This is a genomic window from Blastomonas aquatica (assembly GCF_014639875.1).
In the GTDB taxonomy this organism is placed as follows: Bacteria; Pseudomonadota; Alphaproteobacteria; order Sphingomonadales; family Sphingomonadaceae; genus Blastomonas; species Blastomonas aquatica.
Window position 1 is genome coordinate 1 of record NZ_BMGD01000008.1, and the last position, 22763, is coordinate 22763.

Consider the following 22763-nt stretch of genomic DNA (forward strand, 5'->3'; position numbering starts at 1 on the left):
CCTCCCGAAACCATACCACAACCCGTTTCTACCGCGCACAGGCGGGCCCCGCCCAGGACTGTTTCCTAAGAACAACTGCGCGCGCAGCACAAATTCCGGGCCTGGGTGAGGCCACCAACTCATAACTGACCGTACGCGCGGGGCTGGCCGAGCAGATCCGGGTGATACACCGGCGCTCGTGCGGCGTCATTCGCCAGTTACAGGCCTGCGCAATCCCGGTGACGATCTCGGGGAGTGGCGTACAGGCATCTGCCGCCTTTACCGCCGCGGCCGACGAAGTTGGCGACTTTCCGACATTCACGCAACGTTTCCGCCGGCGTTGTTCCAAATATGAGCCAGGGCCGTCCTTGTTTGCCAGCAGTGAAGCGTGAAAACTGATCTCGGGGCGATGCCCCGAGAGGGAGCTCGGGCATGAACGATCTGCGAAGGTGGGCAATGGGATACGAAGCCCGCTTCAAGTTGATGCGCCGCTCGTCTCTAGGAGGGCGGATAAACCACGACCAAGCTCCGGCTCGCCCAGCGTGGACAAAACCATGAAACCATGAAGGGACGCCAATGCCTTGCGCTGCGGTTATTGATCGACCCAAACGTTACCCATAGGATAACAGGCTGTTGGAGGCGTCCACACCCCCGCTACTTTTGGTCGGGTGTGCTGCCCAGCATTCGAACGTGGCGGCGGGTCAGCAATGCACCCAGACCCAGTAGCAGCGCAATCAATGCAAGGTCTGCTGCAGCGCTCAGGAACGGCCAGCGTGCAGACGTCCCTGCCTGGAAGACGAGATATGTCGGCCGCTTGATGCGATAGCCGGCATCCTGGTATAGGCGTTCGAGCGCACCAGGAATGGCGGCTTCGCGTAAAAACCCCTTGATGACTCTGCGCTTCGCCGCAACGGCATCCTTCGTCGGCGATACCTGGATAAAGACCTGGATATCCGACGGGTTCTCACCAACCGTCAAAGGAGCCACGTAAAGGTCACGCTCTGTGAATATCAGCCGTTCTCGATAATAGCCTATACGGTCGGTCCGCACCCATGCTCGAGCCTGAACCTCGCGCCCGGCGGCAGGGGCGGGATTTGTCAGTGAGAAACTGCGCACTGGCTGGTCATCGCCGGAAGATACCGATAGTCCGAACAGTGCCAGACCGACAGATACAATGAAAAACAGCCCGGACAGGATTGCGAGCCACTTGCCGAGAAAAGTACCTCGCCTTGTCAGTAATCCGAGATTTGCCCGGCCATAGAGCCGTCGTCGCTCGCGCAGGCGCCAGCCGATCAGAAGCAGTGCAGGTAGAATGAGAAGCAAAGTCAGAAGAAAGATGGTCACTACCGGAAACATGCGGTCAAAGCGACGAAACTGCCACTCAGCCAGCCATGCAAATACGCCCGTATAGCTATAGGATTGCCAGACCAGGACAGCGATCACGAGCAGGCCCCAGGCTGTTGCAAACCATGAAATCCGGTGAACGCTGTAGCGAACTTCTGTGTCGGGGACTTCTGTTATGCCATCTGCCAGCATCTTCACTCCTAGATGCAAGCAAGGTACACCATGGCCTTAACTTGCGCCCGGTCCGAAGCCGTACCTGTAGCGTACGCGCCCTTTTTCCCGGTAAGTCCTTATGATGCTCTCACTTTTCTGTCGGGTCAACTCGGCTTGTATATCGCGAGTTGCAAGCGCCGCCTGAATGCCAGGTTGAAGGCTGTACGGCGTGCGCTGCACAAGCCGCCAATTTCGGCCGCCGAGAGAAACCTGCCCACCAGCCGATGTGGCTTCCAGCGCAAGGGCCTCTGTCTGGCCAATTTCGGCGCTATCCAGTGTGACAGGGCTGGCATCTGGCAGGTCGACCTGCTCGATCACGATCATCGCCCTGCGGGCATAGCGCCACGGCTGTTGTTCAAGGCGCCGAACGACTGCCTGCGCATCAGGCGAGGGTAGGTTCCTGCGAAGGCTCCTGTCGAGGGCTTCTGCAAGCAGCTGCTCATCTGCCCTGCGCCGGGCGAAATGATACTCGCCGTCAGCCTGCAGCCCGAGGGTACGGGCTTCGGCAGCAAGTATCTTCCGGTTAATGAGCGAGTCGAGGACGGCGTTGGCCGATGATTGACTGACCTCGCCCGATGCCATGCCCTGAACACGCAGTTCCTGTTCGAGCTCGCGCTGTGTTATCTCGACCCCGTCGATCGCAGCGACAGCCTGTTTGCTCATTGTTTCGCTGTTACATGCCATCGCAAGCAGCCCGGCACAGGGTGCTACCCATCGTCGAAGCTGCTTGCCATGACGGCGCAGTCCGTCCATCGCGGTCGTATGGAAACGGCGTTTGACTGGCTGAGCGTTGCTGTCTTCGGCGCCATCGCGCTGACCTATCTGCATCGTTCCCTCATACTCACAATCCGCCCGGATCCCATAATTGCTTATCTCCCTCCGGTCGCCGCCTGCGCTCTGGCCAACTGGCTTGGCAATGAAGGCGAAGGATTTGCTGCGTCTGGGATTCTGCTGGCTGCGGTCATATACTACCTGCTCGTTCTTCGACCGATTGATGACTTTAGCTAGCCGTTCCAAGCAATATCGCGTCGAGCTCTGGTGACGAATACTCGAGCAGCTCGGCTGCAAAATCCGCCAGCTGCCCTCTGTCTCGCGATGCATCGGCTGCCCTTTGTGACAAACGGACCAGAATTCCCCTCGTGCTGAAGCCGGTCAGCGCACCCTTTATGATGGCAGCCCGCTGCTGCCAGATATCCTGGGGAAAGCTGTCGCCCAGCCGGGTCCAGTAGAGCACTGCATCGCGACGGCTGCCACGCTCTGCCTCCAGGAAGCCGGCAGGGATGTTTCTTCCGCCAGCCTGTAGTTCATAGCTCTCCTGCCGCTTGATGCTAAATCCTGATGCCGGATAGCATGTTTCGGGGCGATGAAGCTGCGATGCAAAGCCCTGTACAGCGTCCTGAGCGATGACCAGAGTAATTGGCGGTGAGCGTCCGTCAACGAACCGGCGGATGACAACCTCTCCATAGGTCTGGTCGGTCAACCCGTCATCGGGCGGAAGGATCGCATCTACAGTTGTCTGACCGGCCCATCCCGCCACTTGCTTTGGCAATTGGCCGGCAATCTTGGGGCCATTTGCACTATTGCGCCTGCCCGCGCCGACAGGGCCCAGCGCCAAGCCTGCGGCTCCGCCTGCAGCCAGAATCCCGGCGAGGATCAGTTCACGGCGGGTCGGCAAGCCGGATTCGCTCTTTGGAGCACAACAAGCTCGATGCCGCGAGCTACACCCACCAGCATGGCAAGCGCGATTATAAAGCTCAGGATGCCCGACAACGGATGGATAAGGCCCCCAAGCGGTGCCGGGCCAGACAGATCGACAAGCGCTATCAGGCACAGGACCCTGAGGAGGTTTGCGACCAGCGCTATAGGTATGGCTAGCGCTGAAATGAGGACAATCCCTTTGAGGTGCGAACGGTATACCCAAAAGGCAAACAGAAATCCTATCGCAACAAGACTGATCGTTGAATTCACGCCGGCACATGCCGCCTCGACGCTAAGCAGATACTGGTTCACCACAATGTTCCCTTCCTCCAGCGCTGCATCTATGCCGATCCATCTCGAAATCTCGACTGACCATTGCGACAGCCAGCCGCGCAACAGTGCGTTAAGATATGCCGACAGGGCATATGGCAGCGGTACGACCAGGGCTAGAAAGATCAGCGGTATCCGACATGCTCGCACCATGGCCCAGCCAGCCATGGCATACAGGACGGTCACTGAGATCACCCACGCCATCAACGCGATCACCGTAATGCTGTCGATCATGATCGCCACGAGATAGAGAGGCAGGGACAAGGCCAGTATGGCCGCCCAGACCGCAGGCGTGCCGGAACGGCTCTGTACCCTGCTGTCGCGTGCCATGCGCCACACGGTCCATAAGCCGAACAGCAGAATCAGCGGAGAAAGCGAGCCCGCCTCGCTTCGCCATGTCTGACGGGCCAGTGCCGCGGCAGCTGGCAGCAGCAGCACCACCAGACCTGCACTTGCGATCCAACCTTCAGGGATCGTCCAGCGGGGATGCGAACCTGAGCTGGATGTCGGACCGAGTGAAATCAAGCGATCATTGCCTTTGGGATACGCGACACGATCTCGACTGGGTCGACATCTTGTCTTTTACCCGCTCAGGCAACAGCGGCCTCACGCAACGCTACTTCGTCTGCTGAAATCAGCGATGCGGGTCTATCCGGGGCGACGGTCAGACCGAGAAGGTGAGTGATAGTGGGGTGGACACGTTGCAGAGACACCGGCGATTCCAGCTGGGAAGGGCGCACGCCTGGTGCCTTTACCCAGAACAGGCCATCGGGACTGTGCATTCCGCTCCGCAGCGCGTCCAGCGGGTAGAACAGCTCCGAAAATGGCAAGAGCGTGTTGCTTGACCGGTTGCGCACAAGGCTTGGCCCCGGATCGCTGCTGAGCTTGCAGCCTGCATCGACCTTCAGGCCGATCGGCGCGGCCCACATGACCTGCTGGCCGTCATCCAGTGTCAGACCCTCCAGCTTGGCGGCGACAGACATAGCTTCAGCCTCGGTGCGGCAGTGGAGAAGAAACTCCTGCGACATGACAGGTGCGTACTCGCATTCTTCGTCGATGCCGGCAAAATCGAGCAACTGGCGGATATCGCGATGGCGGAAAATCTGGCGTCCGTGATCATCTTCATATGTCAGCATTGGCTGCTGGCTGAGCGCTGTGCACAGCATGACCGCAGTGTCGGGGCCGGCCAGCGCCAGAGCCTGGCCGACAATCCGGTCCATGTTACGGTAGCCTTCAAGGATTGTGTCGCGGAAGGTATCGCGATCCTGCTCACGCGGCGGGATCTTGAAGAGTTCCGGTTCCATCTCGCGCCAGTGGAAATGCTGAAAATGGGCAGTGGAGTTTATGAAGAAACTCGCAAACTGCGGACGCTCCCTGCGATAGACACCGCAAAACAGGTCCCATTGAAGCCGATCGAGGATGAGCGCTCTGCGCCACTTGGTAGGATTGCGCCTTTCACCTACAAGCTGAGCGATCGTTGCGCGGATCGTGTCCATGTTCAGTCCGTTGGCGATCATGAATTTTCCGAACCTAGCCATGGCCAGGGCCGAGACCTGTGGGCGTCCACTGTGTTCCTGGACAAACGTTCGCACAACATCGGTGAACGGACGGAAATAGCTGTCAGGCGAATCAGGAACGCCTGTCGCCCAAGGATCGGGAAGAAAATGGCCGCGGAAAACAGATTTGTCGAACCCGGCGTTCATGCTGCCGCAAACCCAGCTCTTGCCACCGACTGCGCCCAAATCATCCCAGATACGCCTTGCGTGAAGTGCCCCCCCGTCATTGAGATGGAAGCACTTGTGCTCGCTGAACGGCATCCCGGTGTGGACCGTAACCCATTGAATCCAGGGTTCTAGATTGGGCGGTGTCTCTTCGGCATCCGTAACGCAGCACATCGACGTGGCGCGCAGGCGCTCAAAATTGGGAAGGTGTCCTGCGCTAATAAAGCGATCCATAAGCCGCGGCGACAGTTCGTTGAACTCGAGCATCAAAACACGCATGAGCACAATCCTTCTTCTGCTGATTGCAACCTAGCTTCCATTTGCCGGAGAGTCATCTGCATTCGTGGGCTATAGTATGACGCTACCCATAGCCATAAGCGAGCGATTGCCGAATCGACATATCGCTGCTTAGGTTGCGCCAGGCAGCCTGGCACTTGCGAGAGACTGTGGGGAACCAGCACAAAGATTGCCAATCTTCGTTCATGCCATTGTCACAAGCAAAGTGTACTCTTTGAAATAAATCAACAGTAAATTTTTAAAATTACGAGTAATGTCAGCGGAATAGGGCCACTTTCATGGTGCATAGATTCGACAACAGGCTTTCTCTAAGCAATGGGAAAACACACTTATCTTTTGAATTGGGCGGTAAGCTTATATCTTACGCGTACATTAGAAAAAATGCGTGCAAAACCTTCAAAATAGCGCTGGGATTTGAGAATGGCGCAGATATCCGCGAGGTATCCAAAGCTTTTCCCGATCGAAAGGGCGCTCATCATGATGCAACAATCTTCGTGTATAGAGACCCTATTGAAAGAATCATGAGTCTATACAGAAATAAGATTTTGGAAAAAAAACAAAATCAAGATATAATGCGATCTATTACAAGCAATCTTGGGGTCGATGAGATCGATTTTGAAACGTTCATCACATTCTGTCGTTTAAAAGTAGATCCACATACTTGGAGTCAAAGATCTCACTTGAAGAGAATAAATTACACTCACGCCATTAAGATGGATTATCTTTATGAGGCAATGGTGAGTATCGTGGGCGCAGAGCATGCTGCCCCGTTCAAGCAGAAAAACAATAGCTCAACTCCTGTCGATATTACCATTTCTCAAGATTCATTATCAATTTTGCATAAAATATACGCAGACGATTTTAAAATGATCAAAAATATCGAAAAAAAAGACCGATAAATATCTTTGCCTCCGAGCTACACTGTGAACAGTAGAAAGTGTATGCGCCTAAAGTATAGATGGTAACTAACATTATTCATTTCGCAATAGGTCTTGCGCTTCCTGAGAAAACTCACTTTTCAGTACGCATTCGATGACCTCTTCGTAATTATCAACTATTTCTGAAAGGGGAGAATCAGTAGTTTTTCCAAAATTGATCTGAGGTAAATGCTCATCAATTTCAAGAAACTGGCAGGTCCTTTGCGCAGCCACTACTGGATTGCGCTGGATATCTTGTTCGTAGCTAAGCCTGAGAATTTTGCAGTTCTCAACTGCATCATGGGCCTTAGCGAAGAAGTCACGATATTGGTAAAACGCGTCGAGCAATGTTGTGTGACGATGGCCAACGTAAATTCTTGCCGGATTTATTCGGATTTTATGAGCAGCAACGTGTTCTTTTGATTGAATGTGAAACTTTTGACGCTGCGTTGCGATAAGATGAGAAACTAATTTTCGGAGATAATTTCGTTCAAGAAAGATAAACCGATCAAATCCCAAATGTCTAAGTCGCGTAATGTACTCTTCAATATCAGTTTTCATTATTTCTGCATGATAATCCTGCATTTCGGTGCCGAAAATTCGACCGCTAGCGCGGCGCTTCATGCGATTTTGCAATTCGCGTATGCCCTCATCAAGGTCGAACGCCCCATAGAGATCTGCAAAGCCATACTCACTTTTCTTTTCAATCTGATGGAGCTTTTTCTCCTGCGTCTCACCATCCCAAAAAACGTCCTGATGTTGATCCATCATGTCTCCGAGCAAAGTGCTCCCACTGCGTCCATTATGAAGCATCAGAACGTTACCAGTGCGGCGTGGCCGCCTGATGAACGACTGGATCGTCGACGAGAGAGCTCTGGGACCACGTTCCCGAAGTTTCGTTAATGTTCCGGTCATGTTTAGCTCCAATTTTTGGTAGATTCCCTGCAAAGCAATTCAGCCAAGTGACCAAATGATCATGCCCCATCGACGCTGCGGGCCCATTCGCGGGCCTCTGCATAGTTCCCAATAAATTCTACGGCACTTCGATCAGCAATTTTTTTGAGCTGCGTTTTCGCGGGCCTCTGCTCGAGGTCGAGTGATTGCAGGAGATTTGCAATGGTAGCCGATTGGAGCTCCGGAGTTGCAAGATCTCTTTCATATTCGATTGCTTTGTGTGGGATGCTGGCCAGCGCTTCAGCTTCCTTGACGTCAAGGGCGCTTCTATTGCGAATGCCACGCTCAAGTTCTGCCCGGTCGATTATGAGGCAAGTGTTTTCCGGCCGGTCATCCCGTTTGTGATAGGCTCCTCGGGCCCTGGCCAGACAGCCAGAAATATAATGGTCGAACTTGCTCGTTCTACGAAGCGCGATAATTTGCCAACCGTCGTCATACATAGCCTTTAGAAATTGCCTCGGGTCAACTGGACGCGCACCTTGTTCGATCCTGTCATGATCGAGTTGGTAAATCTTGACATGGCAAACGACATTCTCGTCGGCAAATTTGCGGGCGATTCCTTTGATGTAGGCTATTGGGAAACGGACCTTTTCGTTGGGTGCACCCAGAACCTCACCCTTGCCGTGAAAATACCCGGTCGATTCCAGCAAAGATTCCAGTAGCGTACTTCCTGTACGCCCCTGAGCGAATATCAGAATTCTGCGCGATTTTGGGGCACGAGAGAAGATAGACCGGAAATAAGCTTTCAATTCGCGCTTGATGCGCCAGCGGTCTTCACGCGAGATTGTAAATGCCACTTCAGGCTCCAACATCTAACGGTCCGGTGAGCCAGCGAAGCAATTGGTTCGGATATAGTACCCTAGTTAAAAGGCATCCCCATCTTTTTGACTGCTCACCTCAGTCCAGTCGTTGGGTTTCTTCCGAAAGTCGGTCCAGAATAGCACGTACATCCGCTCTCATGTCAACCCGCAGCAGTGCCAATGCGAGGGTTGCTTCGACGAAGCCAAGTTTGCTCCCGCAATCATAACGTTTACCGTCAAATGTCACGGCATTGAAGGGCTGCGTTCCAATCAGCTTGGCCATTGCGTCGGTCAGCTGGATTTCACCGCCCGCACCCTTACCTTGATGTTCCAGGATCTGCATGATCTCCGGCTGAAGGATGTATCTTCCTGAAATGATCTTGTTGGAAGGGGCTTGATCGACGGGAGGTTTTTCCACGAGGCCGCGCACTTCAGTGAGGTTGCCACTAATCTCTCCAGGGGAGATGACGCCATAGCTGGATACGTCCTCAGGCTTGACTTCAAGAACACTGATCAGGTTTCCGCCGACCTGCTCATAGGCATCAACCATCTGCTTCATGCAAGATTGCTCACCAACCATCAATTCGTCTGGCAACAGGATTGCGAACGGTTCGTCGCCTATGATCGATCGGGCACACCAGATCGCATGGCCCAGTCCAAGGGGGACCTGCTGGCGCACCGCAAGGATGTTCCCAGGCGTGAACCGGGCCGAATCGAGGATTGACAGATCCTTGCCTCGTTCACGCATCGTCGCCTCGAGCTCGTAGGCGATGTCAAAATGGTCTACGATGGCGGTTTTGCCTCGTCCCGTGATGAAGATCATCTCCTCAATGCCTGCCTCGCGGGCTTCATCGACCGCATATTGAATGAGTGGCCGATCAACAATGGGCAGAAGTTCTTTCGGGATAACCTTTGTCGCGGGCAGGAAACGAGTGCCTAATCCCGCAACCGGAAAAACTGCTTTTCGTACAGGCTTCATGTGTCGGACCTTTTCGTTGTCGCAAGGGTGACTCGTTCGAACAATGCGCAGATGAGAAATGCAGAATGCTTTAGGTTTATGACAACAGAAAGTTGCGACAAGGACTATATTCCTATTGCATCGCCGAGAGCGTCAATCACAGCGCCGCGGAAAAGTGGGCATTTCAAGCCTGAGTTGGGCGCAATGGGGGCGTTCCAATGGCTGGCTGACGGTTGGACGTGTTGTCCAGAACCTGCCTGAGTGAACAGTCAGATGAGAAATGATCCAGAGGCGTCCGGCTCGAACGTCCATATACTGTGCTGATGCGATGGCTGCTCGAGCCACGCTGGCTGGCGAGCGGCACAACTTGAGCTGTTTCATCTGCCAGACTCGGACAAACGGCGCTGATCGCCAGGTTTGGCTCGAGATATTGCAGATTATATAGTCACGCACTACTGGCCGACGCAATGATGAATGCCTCGTTTTCTGATACGACTGATTATCGACCCAAAGATCGATTGTCACTGGGTTGTAGTTGCATCACGGACGATTTATAAAAAGTGCATAGGCTACTGCCCAGGGTACTACTGCGCAGGCCGCAAGGATGATTGTCCGGATTTGCTTTGGGTATTTCGCTTCGCTTGTATCGATAGAATCGACAAACGCCGGAACGGGTATTGCTGGCTCGGCCTTGAGGCGCGCGGCGGCCAGCTGCGCAGACGTCAGTTTCTCGTGAAAGCGACAGCCATGGCGTTGACTGTCAGCCCACACCACTTCCGCCTCAACAGGAGCCGTGGCCGGCAGTTCAACCACAAATACTGTTCCAACCTCAAGCGAACGGTCAGATTGGAATGAGAAGCCTCCATCCGAAAGATTTTCGACGACGAACTCTATGGTATCCTGTTGGCTATCGCGTCCTGACAACGTCAGCGTCAGCCGGTGGCGGTGACTCAATCGCTGATATCTCGCAAGGTCGTTGGCTGACTGGTTTTGTAATTTCGGCATGTGCTAGCCTCCAAAGCAGGCTCTGTGACCCTGGTCTGCCTTCAGATTATGACCTACGGATTAACAAAGATTTACCTATTTTCGGTTTGGCAGCCACGGCCCCAGTGAGGTAGGGCCAGATGGCAACGAGGGCGTTAACCAGAGCTCCTAGCCACCGTCCGATATTGAAACTGCGTCTGGCATCAACGCAATAGTAATTTCACATAAATGCGATAAAGATAAATGAAATCCACGGGAGACGGGCGGGTAGTTTGATAAGGGGGCGGCGCTAACGAAGCGGCCCCACTGTTCCCGCGTGCCTGCTTGACAGTGTCATGGGTCGTCGGGAGCGCTTACTCGTATGAAGATTGCAATGATTGGTTCGGGCTATGTCGGCCTGGTATCGGGCGCCTGCTTTGCCGATTTCGGCCATGACGTGGTGTGCGTCGACAAGGATCCCGCCAAGATCGAGTCGCTGCTGGCAGGCATCATGCCGATCTTCGAGCCCGGCCTCGAATCTCTGGTCGCCAAGAATGTCCGTGCCGGGCACCTGTCGTTCTCGACCGACCTTCCCAGCAGCGTCGCCGATGCCGATGCGATCTTCATCGCGGTGGGCACCCCCTCGCGGCGTGGCGATGGCTTTGCGGACCTCAGCTATGTCCGCGATGCCGCGCGCGAGATTGGCGAATCGATCGCCAAGCGCTGCGTGATCGTCACCAAGTCGACCGTGCCCGTGGGTACCGGCGACGAGGTCGAGAAGATCATCCGCCAGATCGCGCCCGATGCGCAGTTCGAGGTGGTCTCCAATCCCGAGTTCCTGCGCGAGGGTGCCGCGATCGGCGACTTCAAGCGCCCTGACCGTATCGTTGTGGGAACCGAGGTCGATTGGGCGCGCGACTATATGCGCGAGATCTACCAGCCGCTTTATCTCAACGAATCGCCGATCCTGTTCACCTCGCGGCGGACATCCGAGGTGATCAAATACGCCGCCAACGCATTCCTCGCGACCAAGATCACCTTCATCAACGAGATGGCCGATCTGTGCGAGAAGGTCGATGCCAACATCCAGGACGTCTCGCGCGGAATCGGGCTCGATGGCCGGATCGGGTCGAAGTTCCTCCACGCAGGCCCCGGCTATGGCGGCAGCTGCTTCCCCAAGGATACGCTCGCGCTGATGAAGACCGCACAGGACCATGAGGCCCCGCTGCAGATCGTCGAGGCGGTGGTCCGCGTCAACGACCTGCGCAAGCGCGCGATGGCGCGCAAGGTGATCGCGGCGATGGGCGGCGATGTCGAGGGCAAGCGGATCGCACTGCTCGGCCTGACCTTCAAGCCCAACACCGACGACATGCGCGATGCGCCCGCGATCGTGATCGCGCAGGGGCTGATCGATGCCGGCGCCGAGGTGGTCGGCTATGATCCGCAAGGCATGGAGGCCGCTGCGGCGCTGATGCCCGGTGTGACCATGGCCAAGAATACCTATCAGGCGCTCGATCAGGCCGATTGCGCGGTGATCATCACCGAATGGGACGTGTTCCGCGCGCTTGATCTCACCCGCGTGCTCAGGACGATGCGTGGCAGCACGCTGGTCGACCTGCGCAACATCTACAAGCCCGAACAGATGAAAGCTGCGGGAATGAACTATTTCAGCGTCGGACGCTGAGCAGTCATGGGGGGTAGCTAACTCGATGACAAAACGTCAATGCCAGATCCTGCCTGCTTCAACCACGCGAACAATCGGCCGCTTATTTTTGCTCGGCATTTTGCATCGCCAGCCAATACCAGTGAGCTTTGTGGGAACAGGCACCAGCTGCAGATCCCTTCGCCTTTGCCAGTGTCCTGTCTGACCGCCAACTATAGGATCGCCTTGTATGACGCATGATTTTAACCCCACCACCCTTCGCGAATACGATATCCGTGGGATCATCGACGAAACGCTGAGTGACAAGGATGCCTATGCTATCGGTCGCGGCTTTGCGACCCTGATCGCGCGCGCGGGAGGAAAGTGCGTAGCCACAGGCTATGATGGACGGGTGAGCTCCCCAATGCTCGAGGCCGCACTGATCCGCGGGCTCAACGATAGCGGTATCGATGCGGTCAGCGTCGGCATGGGGCCGACCCCGATGCTCTATTACGCCGAAGCTGTGCTGGAAGAGGCGGATGGCGGCATTCAGATAACCGGCAGCCACAACCCGGCCAACTACAACGGCTTCAAGATGGTCTTTCAGGGTCGCCCGTTCTTCGGCGCGGATATCCGCAAGCTCGGTGAGATGGCGGCGAGCGGCGACTGGGACAGCGGCACCGGCAGTTCGCATTCGGTCGATATCCTCGATCGCTACGTCGCTCGGCTGGTCGAGGATTTCGGTGGCGCTGGGTGCCGCGTCGGCTGGGATTGCGGAAACGGCGCTGCTGGCCCTGCGGTGGTAAAGCTGGTGAAGCTGCTTCCGGGGGAGCACTTTACGCTGTTTACCGAAGTCGACGGCAATTTTCCAAATCATCATCCTGATCCTACCGAAGAGAAGAATCTCGCTGATCTCAAGCAGCTTGTCGCCGAAAAGTCGCTCGATTTTGGCGTGGCTTTCGATGGTGACGGCGACCGCATCGGTGCGATCGACGGCCAGGGCCGCGTGATCTGGGGCGATCAGCTGCTGAGCATTTACGCCGAAGCGGTTCTGAAAGACGTTCCCGGTGCCACGATCATCGCCGATGTGAAAGCTAGCCAGGCCTTGTTCGACCGGGTGAGCGAACTCGGCGGCGAGCCTTTGATGTGGAAGACCGGGCACAGTCTGATCAAGCAGAAGATGAAGGAAACCGGCTCCCCGCTTGCGGGCGAGATGAGCGGCCATGTGTTCTTCAAGCATCGTTATTACGGCTTTGATGACGCGCTCTATGCAGCTGTCCGGCTGATCGAGGCGCAGACCCTGCTCGGCAAGTCCGTCACCCAGCTGCGCGGTGAAATGGCGCCAATGATCAACACCCCCGAGATTCGCTTCCAGGTCGACGAGACCCGCAAGTTCACGGTGATCAACGAGGTCCTCGAACGGCTCTCGGCAAGCGGTGCGACGGTAAATGCCACCGATGGTGCACGCGTCAACACCGACGACGGCTGGTGGTTGCTGCGCGCATCGAACACTCAGGACGTGCTCGTCGCGCGCGCTGAGGCGCGTACCCAGGAAGGTCTCGACCGGCTAATTACGCAGATCGACGAACAGCTTGCCGCCTCCGGACTGAAGCGCGGCGAGCAGGCCGGGCACTGAGCAGAGCGCGGGGATGACCGCAATGCACGTCACTCGAACACATTGATTCCTAAGGGCAGGTTCAATGTTCGGCTTTTGTCAGCTGGTAATACCAAATGACGCTAAAGAAAGTGGAAAAAATGTATCTAATCAAATTTGTCGAGAGCAAGCTATATCGGATCCGTGGCTTCATGCATCCTACCGATGCCTTTGCATTTGCAGGGATCTTATCGAACCAAGCCGACAGATCGATAAAAGGCATGCTTGTAGAAATTGGAGTGTTCTATGGGCGCTCATTCTCTCTTTTGGCATTGCATGCAAAAGCATCGGGATCTGTCGCTGTGGGTATTGATCTTTTCGACATAGCCGGGCAGCAATCTTATGTTGATAACATCCTTGCGAAACTAGATGTTGCATCCTCTGCTGCTATCATCGCCCAACCGTCAGAATCCGTCGGGGCTGAAGGCCTTGTGAGTCAGTATAAAAAAGCACGATTTTTTCATATCGATGGCGGGCATGAGCGGCATCATCTATTAGCGGACCTCGGTCTGGCCATGCACGTCATGTCGGATGATTGTGTTGTTGTATTTGATGATTTTATGAATGCACAATACCCCGATCTATCCGTTGCAATAATTGATAGTATTCAGGAACATAGCGAAAGCCTGGTTCCATTCGCTATAACGCGTGCAAAGCTTTATACATGCAATCCCAGGATGAAGGAGATGTATATGGAGGCTCTACTCAACAGCATGCGGCCACCCGGCTCGCACATTGACAAATTTTCTTTTCTGGGTAGTGAAATATTGTTCATTGATCAGCGGGTAAAGGAAAGGGCTATTTTTCAGGCCTTTGCTGCGGCTGGTATCGGGTCCGTCGCGAGATCTTTTACCGCCAAAAGCTCTCTCGGCTTTACTCGTCAGTGATAAGCTTGGAGTGATACAAGAAAGCTTGACCTGAATTGAGGTCCATGTTGACCAAATCACGGCTATTCAATGTAAATTTCGATTACCCGAATTGAGTCTTTGTAAAACTCAAGTGCTTGTCTTAATGTAGGGGTTCTCGAAACTACTTGGCATTTTTTCGAAAAGCAATCTCACTCCGATAAGCGGTAAGGAGTTCGCGTAGAAAATTATAAGACCGAGTTGTCGTGCTGCCGTCTGTCCAGTTCCATAGGAGATTTGTTCTGCGCATCAATCTTGGAGCTACAGTGCCAAATGCCGATGCGATCACTTTGTAGCGTTCCGGTTCAGATGTCTGATGTATGTCGTTATGACCAAATAGTTGTTTTGATAATGTCATCGTTACGCTCAGTAGCCTTTCTATCCGGTTCTTTGCTGCGAGATCGGCTATGGCTTTCAGGTCCTCTGTGCTCGAATTCTTTGTGCACCACATGAGCTCGTGGGCATAGATGATCCAGGGGCTCCCGGAGCGCAAGGCTTTTGCAAAGTTGATAATGCAAAGCATAAGATCATGGTTCTCTGAAAATGTCCGAGCTGTCCGGTCGCCGATACTAACGATCGAGCTCTGTTCGAAGAATTGCTCTATTTCTCTGGGGGCAGGCGTCCCCGGTTGTTGAACCTTGTTATGCAGATCCACCAGCGGGTGGCTGCGGCCTGGTCCATAAAATGCTGATTCACCGAGGTATTTATGCCACCACGTATTGTCGGATACCGAAACTGTGGAGTAGCCTGCGTCCATTAAAGCCGCCCGCGCTGAATTGTATTCGCTGGGGTGCACGAGGATGTCTACATCAGACGATGGGCGGGCATCCCATCTCCCGTAAACCTTGAATGAACGGACAGGGCCCTTGAACAGGATCGCTTTGATCCCGGCAGATTCGATGGTTCGCCAAGCGTGGACAGAGCGTGCGACGTTGGACAGGTTGTTGAGCAACGCTAGCTTGTTCCACTCCGCGCAATCAGCCCTTAAATTGGGCGAAAACCGCTCTGCTATGCTTGACAGGCTAGGCGTGAGTATTCCCAGGATCCTCAATCGCATCGCGAGATGGACCCGGCGCTCCCAATTTCCTTCAATGGAATCTACATTGGTTGAAGGGTCGATCGAGTGTTTCAGAAGACGGACAAGCGCCGCAGCATCTGCCAGCTTCACACCATCCGGCATTGAGCTCCCTTCCAGTTCAAGCATGACTTTAGCTCCGGATCACTGTGATATTGCCCGCCGTCCTGTGCGATACATGCGTACGCATATTGTGGAAATCCAAAAACCTATAATTAGCACATATTACTCCACTCAAGTCCAAAACTGAATTTGCAAGAGTTATTTTATACGCGTTTTCCATTAGATAGGGGGCAAAGCTCTTCCAGTCTGGAGCATGCAGTACAATTGTCCTATTCCGTTCGTCTCGGTTTCCCGCTCTTTGTACGATCGAATAGCAGCCTCCACCGCCTGCATCGATTCCAGTGCGCATGACGTCATCTGATCAGTGTGCATGCGTTGCTCTCCCGAATCGAGTGCCGACCGTGGGGCGAAGCAGAATCGCTGGCGCGATCTGTAAATGAATGGTTGCGACCGGCGAGGGCGGGCGCTAGCGCTTTGGGTCAAGATATGGACGGGGGTTGCAGGCATGTCATGGTTCTATCGGGCATACGACCTCACCATTGAAAGCGAGTTCGAACTCGAAGAGTTGCAGAGCTGTGCCCCACCTGGTCTTCATGCAGCACACGTGTCGATCCGCTCAGGCTCAATTGATAAGACTGTTCTGAGCGCCCTGAACCCGCTCCATCCGCAGGTGAGCGTGGGACCGGGCACACTCTGGCTCAACATACCAGGCGTGGCTGTTTATGCAGTCCTAGACGGGCATGAGGTGCTCATACAACCTTACCCCGGCGCAGACCCGGGGGGCATCAAGCTTTTCCTGTTGGGCACATGCATTGGGGCCATACTTTGGCAAAGGGGCTTCACCGTCCTTCATGGTAACGCGGTCAGGATAGGAGATGGCGTCATGGTTTGCGTTGGGCACTCAGGTGCCGGCAAATCAACCCTTGCCGCCGAATTTATTCGACGGGGCTTTCCGGTAATTGCCGACGACGTGGTCGCTGTAGACCAGAATGCCAATGCCGTGCAGGGCATTCCCAGGATAAAGCTTTGGCAGGAATCTCTCGATCATTTTGATCTGGATAACAGCAACCTGACCCGGCTTCGTTCGGGCGAAGACAAATTCAGTGTCAAATTTGAGGCCGTCAATGACGCAGCTAGGCTTCCAGTAAAGTGGATTTTCGTTCTCGAGGCGGGTGACTGCGATTACCCACATATCGAAGCAATAAGGGCAATGGAGGCGCTGCCCCTGCTGGTCGAGCATAGCTACCGGCTTGAGCTGGTCAGCGGGTTTGACCTACGCGGAAGCCATTTCCTGAATTGCACGCAGATTGCTTCCCAAGCCGTCGTCGCAAAAGTCATTCGTCCCAGGTCGGGGTTTCTGCTCACTCAATTGTACGATGTTGTCACTGATTTTGTTGAAATGCATCAGTAAATATCAGTTTTTCGGCTTATTCAATGAGCCTCAAGAGGTTAATCGCTATTAAATAGGCAGTATGACGTCTAAGTAGTTTTTTACAGTTTGCTGCAATTTAATGCTTAATATGAGCACATGTTGTTGATTGCTATTTTGCAAGAAATAGAAGGTACATGCAGAATCGAATAAAGATACTCGTGCTTATTTGACCGTCCAGTGGTACCAAATTTGTCAAAGGAAATGCTATGCCAACGGAAATTGCATGGCTGCATCATTCCTATGGCTTGGTCCACAGACCAGATAATCAGTGATGGTGTATCGCGGGGCAATGCGTATTGATCACTTCCAAATGTGCATCGAAGAATACACCCTCTTTAGCGATATTTGTATATGTCCAAGTGCAGTGATAACTGGCCTCCACATCACACTGTTCATACATGTGGGTTGCAAGCGTGTGCGGCAGATTGATTAAAATAATACCGCTTTTTATGGAATTTGCTATCTTCAAAAGATCGTCACGCCAGCCACCGATCTTATCCAGCATATAATAAAATAACACTTTCACGATTTGTTAGGTGATTTAGAGATGGTAACTAGCACTACTAGTATTTAGTTGGCCGAACTCGGCGTTGATCATGCTGGTGGTGACCGGCCTTGGCCCCCGGCCCCCGTTAGCAAACAATCTTTCTGCTGTTTGCATAACGCAAAGCGCGTCGCACTCCGGCGTCGGCTTAACCGCTGGCGGCCTTCAGGGGCAGGAATTAACTTTATGTAACGGCTACCGCAACGAATCAGAACATCAATGATTGTAGTTTACAAAAAAATTAGGTCATACGGAAGCGAATTCGGCACAAAACAAACAATAAAGATTGTAAGTTACGTTGCTACTATCAATTATCGCCTTTTTATTTTACCATAATTCCACTGCGGCCGGCTAGTGAGAAATTTATGCTCTGGAAGCTCCAATAATTGTTCACAAAATCTGAATGAAATCTATCATGATGTTATAGATGTAATTTGAAGTAGCGCCGAAGTAGGATTTCGTAATGCCCAGCACGACAGTGATTATGGGTATTCCCTCTTCGATTTGCTGCCAGGTGTAGCAAGATGGCACTGCACGCCACTCCCGCAGAACAAAATCTCTTGCCATGCTGCGCTACACAAGGCACCTCAGCGCCAATCACGAACAATGCTTTGGTGAGGCACTGGCATTTGAGGGGTGGGCAACTTGAGCAACTATCCCGGCGAATTGCATGGCCGTGGCATTGTTGCACCGGAGACCGCGCGATCTTGGATCGAAACCTGGAGGGGGCCAAGGCGGGCAAGCACGCCTTGGCATCTACGTTCACATGCTTCTTCCCATGAGCTGAAGTTAGACCGACATGGGCGCGCCACTATGATAGTCCAGCCGGTCAAAGCGTCTCGAGGCAGTCCCGCTCAAAATGAGGTTTCCCATGAATGACCCGCAACTGGCAGCCCACCTTGCCTTGATCGCCGGCAGGCTGCTGCTTGGGGTTCGTGACAGCAAAATGCTGGACGGCAAGGCGCTTGGGAAGGCGGGGGACCAGACTGCCAACCAGTTTCTAGTTCATGCGCTGCGCAGTCAGCGACCCGAAGACGCTATCCTGTCAGAGGAGAGCAGCGATACGCAGGACCGCCTTGCCAAGAGACGGGTTTGGATCATTGACCCGGTAGACGGAACCCGGGAGTACGGGGAAGGCAGGGCTGATTGGGCAGTGCATGTCGGGCTGGCTATCGATGGCGAGCCAGCCCTGGGGGCAGTGGCACTTCCGGGTCTCGATGGAGGTACAGTGTTGCAGTCCGATAAGCCTTGCCTACCTGCACCCGTCAGCCATCCGCCGCGCCTGGTGGTAAGTCGTACGCGGCCTGCGGCCGAAGCGGTCGCTGTGGCTGCGGCGCTTGGTGGCGAGCTCGTGCAGATGGGCAGCGCAGGCGCAAAGGCCATGGCTGTCGTGATGGGTCATGCAGAAATCTATCTTCATTCGGGCGGGCAATATGAGTGGGATAGCTGCGCTCCGGTGGCAGTCGCTCGCGCGCACGGCCTGCACTGTACCAGGATCGATGGCAGCCCACTTGTGTACAACCGTCCAAACCCGTGGATGCCTGACCTGCTTATCTGCCGCCCTGAGTTTGCCGAGCCGGTGCTGGCGCACCTTCGAACGATGACAATCGTGCGCTAAAGTTCAGGACGAGACATGGACCTGGGCTATTCCGTTGCCGGAATGTTTGTCGGTTTTCTGGTCGGCCTTACAGGCGTAGGTGGCGGGTCGTTAATGGCGCCGATCCTTATACTATTCTTTGGCTTCAGTCCGGCGGTTGCCGTAGGCACAGACCTTTGGTTTGCGGCTATTACCAAGATCGTAGGTGGCGCAATCCATCATCGTGTCGGATCGCCCGATTGGCAGATCGTCCGGCGACTGATGCTGGGGAGCCTTCCGGCTGCCGGCGTTACACTGCTATGGCTCGCACTCTTCCATGAAGGACGGCTGGAGCAAGGCTTTCTCCTGCACCTGCTCGGGGGAGCATTGTTTGCTGTAGCTCTCATTATGCTGTTGAAGCCGCGTTTGGGGCCGATCATGGCCATATTCCGGAACCAGATGGGGGCATCGATGCGCCAACGACAGCTGGTTGCAACAATTGTCGGAGGTGCAGCAGTAGGGGTCCTTGTCACGCTCACCTCGGTGGGTGCCGGCGCCGTTGTGGCAGTGCTCCTCGCACTGGTATACCCCATGAGGCTAGGAGCCAGGACAATTGTCGGAACTGACATAATCCATGCGGTGCCCCTGACGCTGCTTGCGGCAATGGGCCATAGCTGGCTGGGGAACGTCGATTTCTGGTTGCTTGTCAGCCTGCTTCTGGGGTCAGTGCCAGGCATCGCGGTGGGATCGCTGACCGCCGGAAAAGTCAATGATGACCTGGTCCGTTACGCATTGGCGGCCATGTTGATCGTGTCAGCCATCAAAATGGTTACCAGCTAGCGAGCAACGCAGAATCTCAGGCGTATTCTTCGATGAGTCCGGGGCGAACCCAATAGGCGATTGCACCCGCATGGAGCGCTGCGCGCGCATGCCAGCGTCGCGAGCGCACAGTGCCCGGCAAAGTAGCTGTGGCCATGATGGCCGAAAACAGGACCTTGGCACCTGAGGTCACCGGCAAAAAGAAATAGGCTTTTCTGTCGAATTCACGGCACAAGAGACCATGCGTTTGCCCTGCGCGGAACATCCGGCGCCGCACCCATTGCATGTTTGCCCGCCCTTCTGGCACATCTTCAAGCACTACTGCATCCGGGCAGTAAACGATGCGTCCCCCAGCCTCGGCGATCTCCCGGAAGAAAATAGTGTCCTCCCCCCCGGTCCTGCCCAGTTCGATCCGAAACCTGATGCCATGCCGCAAAAGAAAGTCGCGATCGATCAGCGCATTGCTGGTATAGGCATTCGTCGGATTTCCTCTGATACGATTGGAATGGAAATCACATGCACGGACCCATGCCGGCAGATCAGGGCCGTAGACAGCTTCGCAGCGGCCGATCACTACATCTGTCCGGTTGCGCGCCATTGCCAGGTGCTTCAGCCAGTCTGGTGTTGCCACCTCATCATCGTCAATGAAGGCCAGCCAGCGGGTACGGGCATGGGTAAGCGCGGCATTGCGCGCGATAGAGATATTCCGGGCTGGAGCGTGGACGTAGCGCAGAGGGAAAGGAAAATTTGCGGCATACGCCTCAAATCGCGTCTGCAGAGCATCGGTCTCATCGTTGTCAATGATCAGAACCTCGACAGGTAACTCGCCGGTACCTTCAAGACCAGAAAACGAGTCAAGCGCTGCAAAGGCACTTTCACGCCGGAATGTGCACATGCAGATCGTGACGGCGTCTTGCAAACAGGATGCTGAGGGTGGCCGACCTGGCATCATTGCGCCGCCAGGGGCTTGAGGCGATCAGGCCGCAACGCGCAGGCCAGCATTGTAAAAACGATCAATGTGGAAAAATGCATGTTGGAAAAGCTGACCAGTTCGAAGAAGATTCGCGGCGTTTCAAAAACCAGCAGCGTGCAGCAAAAAATGCCAAAATAGGTCGGCTTCACCATTACCCGAATAATAAGCCGCACCGCGCAGAATGCCATCACCAAAGCAAACAATATCAGTCCAGCATAACCAATATCCACAAGTATATCTCGGGGCGTATTATGAAAATTGAAGCCCATTCTGTTGGAAATACCCATGGCTCTCCATAGAAATTCTGCTTCCAGATTTCCATGAACCCAAAACGCGTTGTATCCCAATCCCAGCACCGGTCGCTGTGCAATATACTGATCCGCGTTTCGCCAGAGAAGGGCTCTTCCAGTAAGGCCAGCATCTTTGCCCGTCTCTGTAAGTATCAGATCGAAAAGAGGCTGCATCCAGTAGGTGCTCGTTGCAGCCATACTGATCACCACAATCGTTACAATAATGAAGATGAACGAGCGTATCTGGACATTAAGCCGGCGGGAAATTATCCAGGCTGTCATGCATGGCAGCGCGATGATTGAGGCAATAAGGACGCCCGTTGCCTTGCTCGCAACGAGGCAGAATAGCGCAAATGGGAGAATGGCGACCGCTGCAGCCAGCCAGCGCCAGCGAGCCTGTTCGATTGCCCACCAGATCATGAGCACCGAAATCAGCAACGTAAGTGCAGCAGTATCTCCGGCCGCATTTTTTGACCCTGCCAACCCTGCAAACGCCAATCCACCGTCGTTCCAGACTACCCAGCGACCGAACAGGACGCTCATCAGCGTGTAGGTGCAGAAGGCGACGAATATGCCCTTGAGAACACTCGTGCTTTGAGCTCCTGCGCCGATAAACAGCGCAGGAAGAACAGTGAGCAGGTACAATGTACCATAATAAAAAGTACGACCCGGGGCCTGCGACCAGATGGTGGACAGCAGGCAAAAGGCGGGCAGCATCAAAAGCGGCCAGCAGGTCAAAAGCACCTGAACCACTCTTTCACGGCGCAACACAATGTACAGGAACAGAGATGTGACAACCACAACAGGCGTCAGTGGCCCAAGCCACCAATTAAACAAAATTCCAAAAAATGGCAGCGCAGTCAACACAGCGTCAATCGTCGGGCTACTGCGGTTCAACCAAAAATGCGCTTCCGGGCGGCCGGCAAAACGTTCCGCCATCAAAGACCGCTGCGTGGACGTCGCCACGTTCAGAAATACCGCTCGCCTACGCGAATCGTGTCACCGGGCGATACGAAAACCGGACGGTCGGCTGTCAGTTCATATGTTTCTTCCCTGGCCTGGCCGCGCCGGCGTATGAAAACGCGTCGCTGGTCTGCGCGGTAGGTGTATCCGCCCGCCAGAGCAACGGCCTGCTGGACCGTCAGATCATCGCTGAACGGGAACTCGCCAGATTTTGCAACCTCGCCAAGCACGTAGAATGGGCGGTAATTCAGTATTTCCGCCGTGACCCTGGGATCGTTAATATAGCCCTTCGAAAGCCCGGCGATCAGTATGGCCTGAAGCTCATTTACGGTTTTTCCTGCCACCGGGATGTCGCCGACAAGCGGAAAGGCGAGATCCCCGGCCGATGAAACAGCATATTCCCTTGTAAGAGCTTCCTCTCCAAACACGGTTATCCTCAACCGGTCACCAGCGGCCATCCGATACTCGGTTGGCTCATAGGCGGCAGAGCCAGCGGGAGGAATAGAACCGGCACATCCGGCAGTAAAGAGAGCGGCGGTCGCGAAAAATATGCTCATCAAGAGGCTGCGCAAATCAGTCATTATCGCTCCGTCTGGAAAATACCGGGATTTGGCGAGACATTACCCAATACATTGGGTTCGAACAACAAGATT

Annotated in this window: 22 protein-coding genes; 8 read left to right on the forward strand and 14 right to left on the reverse strand. The window is 54.5% G+C overall.

Annotation, left to right across the window (positions count from 1 at the left end; genetic code table 11):
- Positions 1-633: 633 nt before the first annotated feature.
- Positions 634-1521, reverse strand: a complete 888-nt coding sequence (locus IEW00_RS16815; protein ID WP_188515590.1) for a hypothetical protein — start codon at positions 1519-1521, stop codon at positions 634-636.
- A gap of 30 nt (positions 1522-1551) precedes the next feature.
- Positions 1552-2199 (reverse strand): SurA N-terminal domain-containing protein, encoded by a 648-nt coding sequence (locus IEW00_RS16820; RefSeq protein WP_188515591.1) that lies wholly within the window; start codon positions 2197-2199, stop codon positions 1552-1554.
- 99 nt (positions 2200-2298) lie between these two features.
- Between IEW00_RS16820 and IEW00_RS16825 the strand changes: the two genes are divergently transcribed.
- Positions 2299-2544 (forward strand): XrtV sorting system accessory protein, encoded by a 246-nt coding sequence (locus tag IEW00_RS16825; protein ID WP_188515592.1) that lies wholly within the window; start codon positions 2299-2301, stop codon positions 2542-2544.
- On the opposite strand, the gene IEW00_RS16830 is transcribed toward IEW00_RS16825, so the two are convergent.
- The 3 genes from IEW00_RS16830 to IEW00_RS16840 form a co-directional block, all read right to left on the reverse strand.
- Positions 2537-3211 (reverse strand): exosortase C-terminal domain/associated protein EpsI, encoded by a 675-nt coding sequence (locus IEW00_RS16830; protein ID WP_188515593.1) that lies wholly within the window; start codon positions 3209-3211, stop codon positions 2537-2539. The two genes, IEW00_RS16825 and IEW00_RS16830, sit on opposite strands and share 8 nt — an antisense overlap.
- Positions 3190-4089: an exosortase/archaeosortase family protein gene (locus IEW00_RS16835; protein ID WP_188515594.1), complete on the reverse strand. Its 900-nt coding sequence runs from the start codon at positions 4087-4089 to the stop codon at positions 3190-3192. Before IEW00_RS16835 ends, IEW00_RS16830 begins: the two co-directional genes overlap by 22 nt.
- Before the next feature lie 65 nt (positions 4090-4154).
- Positions 4155-5564, reverse strand: coding sequence for a hypothetical protein (locus IEW00_RS16840; protein ID WP_188515595.1), 1410 nt, complete (start codon positions 5562-5564; stop codon positions 4155-4157).
- A gap of 296 nt (positions 5565-5860) precedes the next feature.
- Here IEW00_RS16840 and IEW00_RS16845 point away from each other — a divergent pair, with 296 nt between their 5' ends.
- Positions 5861-6481, forward strand: a complete 621-nt coding sequence (locus tag IEW00_RS16845; protein ID WP_188515596.1) for a sulfotransferase family 2 domain-containing protein — start codon at positions 5861-5863, stop codon at positions 6479-6481.
- 72 nt (positions 6482-6553) lie between these two features.
- Here the strand turns inward: IEW00_RS16845 and IEW00_RS16850 are convergent, their stop codons facing one another.
- The 4 genes from IEW00_RS16850 to IEW00_RS16865 all read right to left on the reverse strand — a co-directional run bounded on the left by IEW00_RS16850 (position 6554) and on the right by IEW00_RS16865 (position 10216).
- A complete protein-coding gene (locus IEW00_RS16850; RefSeq protein ID WP_188515597.1) occupies positions 6554-7414 on the reverse strand; it encodes a sulfotransferase in 861 nt (286 codons plus the stop codon).
- 59 nt (positions 7415-7473) lie between these two features.
- Positions 7474-8265 carry a hypothetical protein gene (locus tag IEW00_RS16855; protein WP_188515598.1) on the reverse strand — a complete coding sequence of 264 codons (792 nt, stop codon included), beginning with the start codon at positions 8263-8265 and terminating at the stop codon, positions 7474-7476.
- 85 nt (positions 8266-8350) lie between these two features.
- Positions 8351-9232 (reverse strand): UTP--glucose-1-phosphate uridylyltransferase GalU, encoded by an 882-nt coding sequence (galU, locus tag IEW00_RS16860; protein WP_188515599.1) that lies wholly within the window; start codon positions 9230-9232, stop codon positions 8351-8353.
- Positions 9233-9751: 519 nt separating this feature from the next.
- Positions 9752-10216: a PilZ domain-containing protein gene (locus tag IEW00_RS16865; RefSeq protein WP_188515600.1), complete on the reverse strand. Its 465-nt coding sequence runs from the start codon at positions 10214-10216 to the stop codon at positions 9752-9754.
- A gap of 340 nt (positions 10217-10556) precedes the next feature.
- Here IEW00_RS16865 and IEW00_RS16870 point away from each other — a divergent pair, with 340 nt between their 5' ends.
- The 3 genes from IEW00_RS16870 to IEW00_RS16880 all read left to right on the forward strand — a co-directional run bounded on the left by IEW00_RS16870 (position 10557) and on the right by IEW00_RS16880 (position 14357).
- Positions 10557-11858: a UDP-glucose dehydrogenase family protein gene (locus tag IEW00_RS16870; RefSeq protein ID WP_188515601.1), complete on the forward strand. Its 1302-nt coding sequence runs from the start codon at positions 10557-10559 to the stop codon at positions 11856-11858.
- Positions 11859-12066: 208 nt separating this feature from the next.
- Positions 12067-13452: a phosphoglucomutase/phosphomannomutase PgmG gene (pgmG, locus tag IEW00_RS16875; RefSeq protein ID WP_188515602.1), complete on the forward strand. Its 1386-nt coding sequence runs from the start codon at positions 12067-12069 to the stop codon at positions 13450-13452.
- 95 nt (positions 13453-13547) lie between these two features.
- Positions 13548-14357, forward strand: coding sequence for a class I SAM-dependent methyltransferase (locus tag IEW00_RS16880; protein ID WP_188515603.1), 810 nt, complete (start codon positions 13548-13550; stop codon positions 14355-14357).
- Positions 14358-14499: 142 nt separating this feature from the next.
- Here IEW00_RS16880 and IEW00_RS16885 read toward each other — a convergent pair whose 3' ends face one another.
- Positions 14500-15579 carry a nucleotidyltransferase family protein gene (locus tag IEW00_RS16885; protein ID WP_188515604.1) on the reverse strand — a complete coding sequence of 360 codons (1080 nt, stop codon included), beginning with the start codon at positions 15577-15579 and terminating at the stop codon, positions 14500-14502.
- Positions 15580-16018: 439 nt separating this feature from the next.
- Here IEW00_RS16885 and IEW00_RS16890 point away from each other — a divergent pair, with 439 nt between their 5' ends.
- Positions 16019-16924 carry a phosphoenolpyruvate carboxykinase (ATP) gene (locus IEW00_RS16890; protein ID WP_188515605.1) on the forward strand — a complete coding sequence of 302 codons (906 nt, stop codon included), beginning with the start codon at positions 16019-16021 and terminating at the stop codon, positions 16922-16924.
- A gap of 286 nt (positions 16925-17210) precedes the next feature.
- Here IEW00_RS16890 and IEW00_RS16895 read toward each other — a convergent pair whose 3' ends face one another.
- The gene (locus IEW00_RS16895; RefSeq protein WP_188515606.1) at positions 17211-17450 is read right to left on the reverse strand and encodes a hypothetical protein; all 240 of its coding nucleotides are present in this window, start codon (positions 17448-17450) and stop codon (positions 17211-17213) included.
- 910 nt (positions 17451-18360) lie between these two features.
- Here IEW00_RS16895 and IEW00_RS16900 point away from each other — a divergent pair.
- Both IEW00_RS16900 and IEW00_RS16905 read left to right on the forward strand, forming a co-directional pair.
- Positions 18361-19107, forward strand: coding sequence for a 3'(2'),5'-bisphosphate nucleotidase CysQ (locus tag IEW00_RS16900; RefSeq protein WP_188515607.1), 747 nt, complete (start codon positions 18361-18363; stop codon positions 19105-19107).
- Between the two features lie 15 nt (positions 19108-19122).
- Positions 19123-19905, forward strand: coding sequence for a sulfite exporter TauE/SafE family protein (locus tag IEW00_RS16905; RefSeq protein WP_188515608.1), 783 nt, complete (start codon positions 19123-19125; stop codon positions 19903-19905).
- A 16-nt stretch (positions 19906-19921) separates the two neighbouring features.
- Here the strand turns inward: IEW00_RS16905 and IEW00_RS16910 are convergent, their stop codons facing one another.
- The 3 genes from IEW00_RS16910 to IEW00_RS16920 are packed head-to-tail and all read right to left on the reverse strand — an operon-like array spanning position 19922 to position 22691.
- On the reverse strand, positions 19922-20779 hold the full coding sequence (locus tag IEW00_RS16910) for a glycosyltransferase family 2 protein (RefSeq protein WP_188515609.1): 858 nt from the start codon (positions 20777-20779) through the stop codon (positions 19922-19924).
- Positions 20780-20832: 53 nt separating this feature from the next.
- The gene (locus IEW00_RS16915; protein WP_188515610.1) at positions 20833-22086 is read right to left on the reverse strand and encodes an O-antigen ligase family protein; all 1254 of its coding nucleotides are present in this window, start codon (positions 22084-22086) and stop codon (positions 20833-20835) included.
- A 29-nt stretch (positions 22087-22115) separates the two neighbouring features.
- Positions 22116-22691 (reverse strand): polysaccharide biosynthesis/export family protein, encoded by a 576-nt coding sequence (locus tag IEW00_RS16920; RefSeq protein ID WP_229737112.1) that lies wholly within the window; start codon positions 22689-22691, stop codon positions 22116-22118.
- Between the last annotated feature and the right edge of the window lie 72 nt (positions 22692-22763).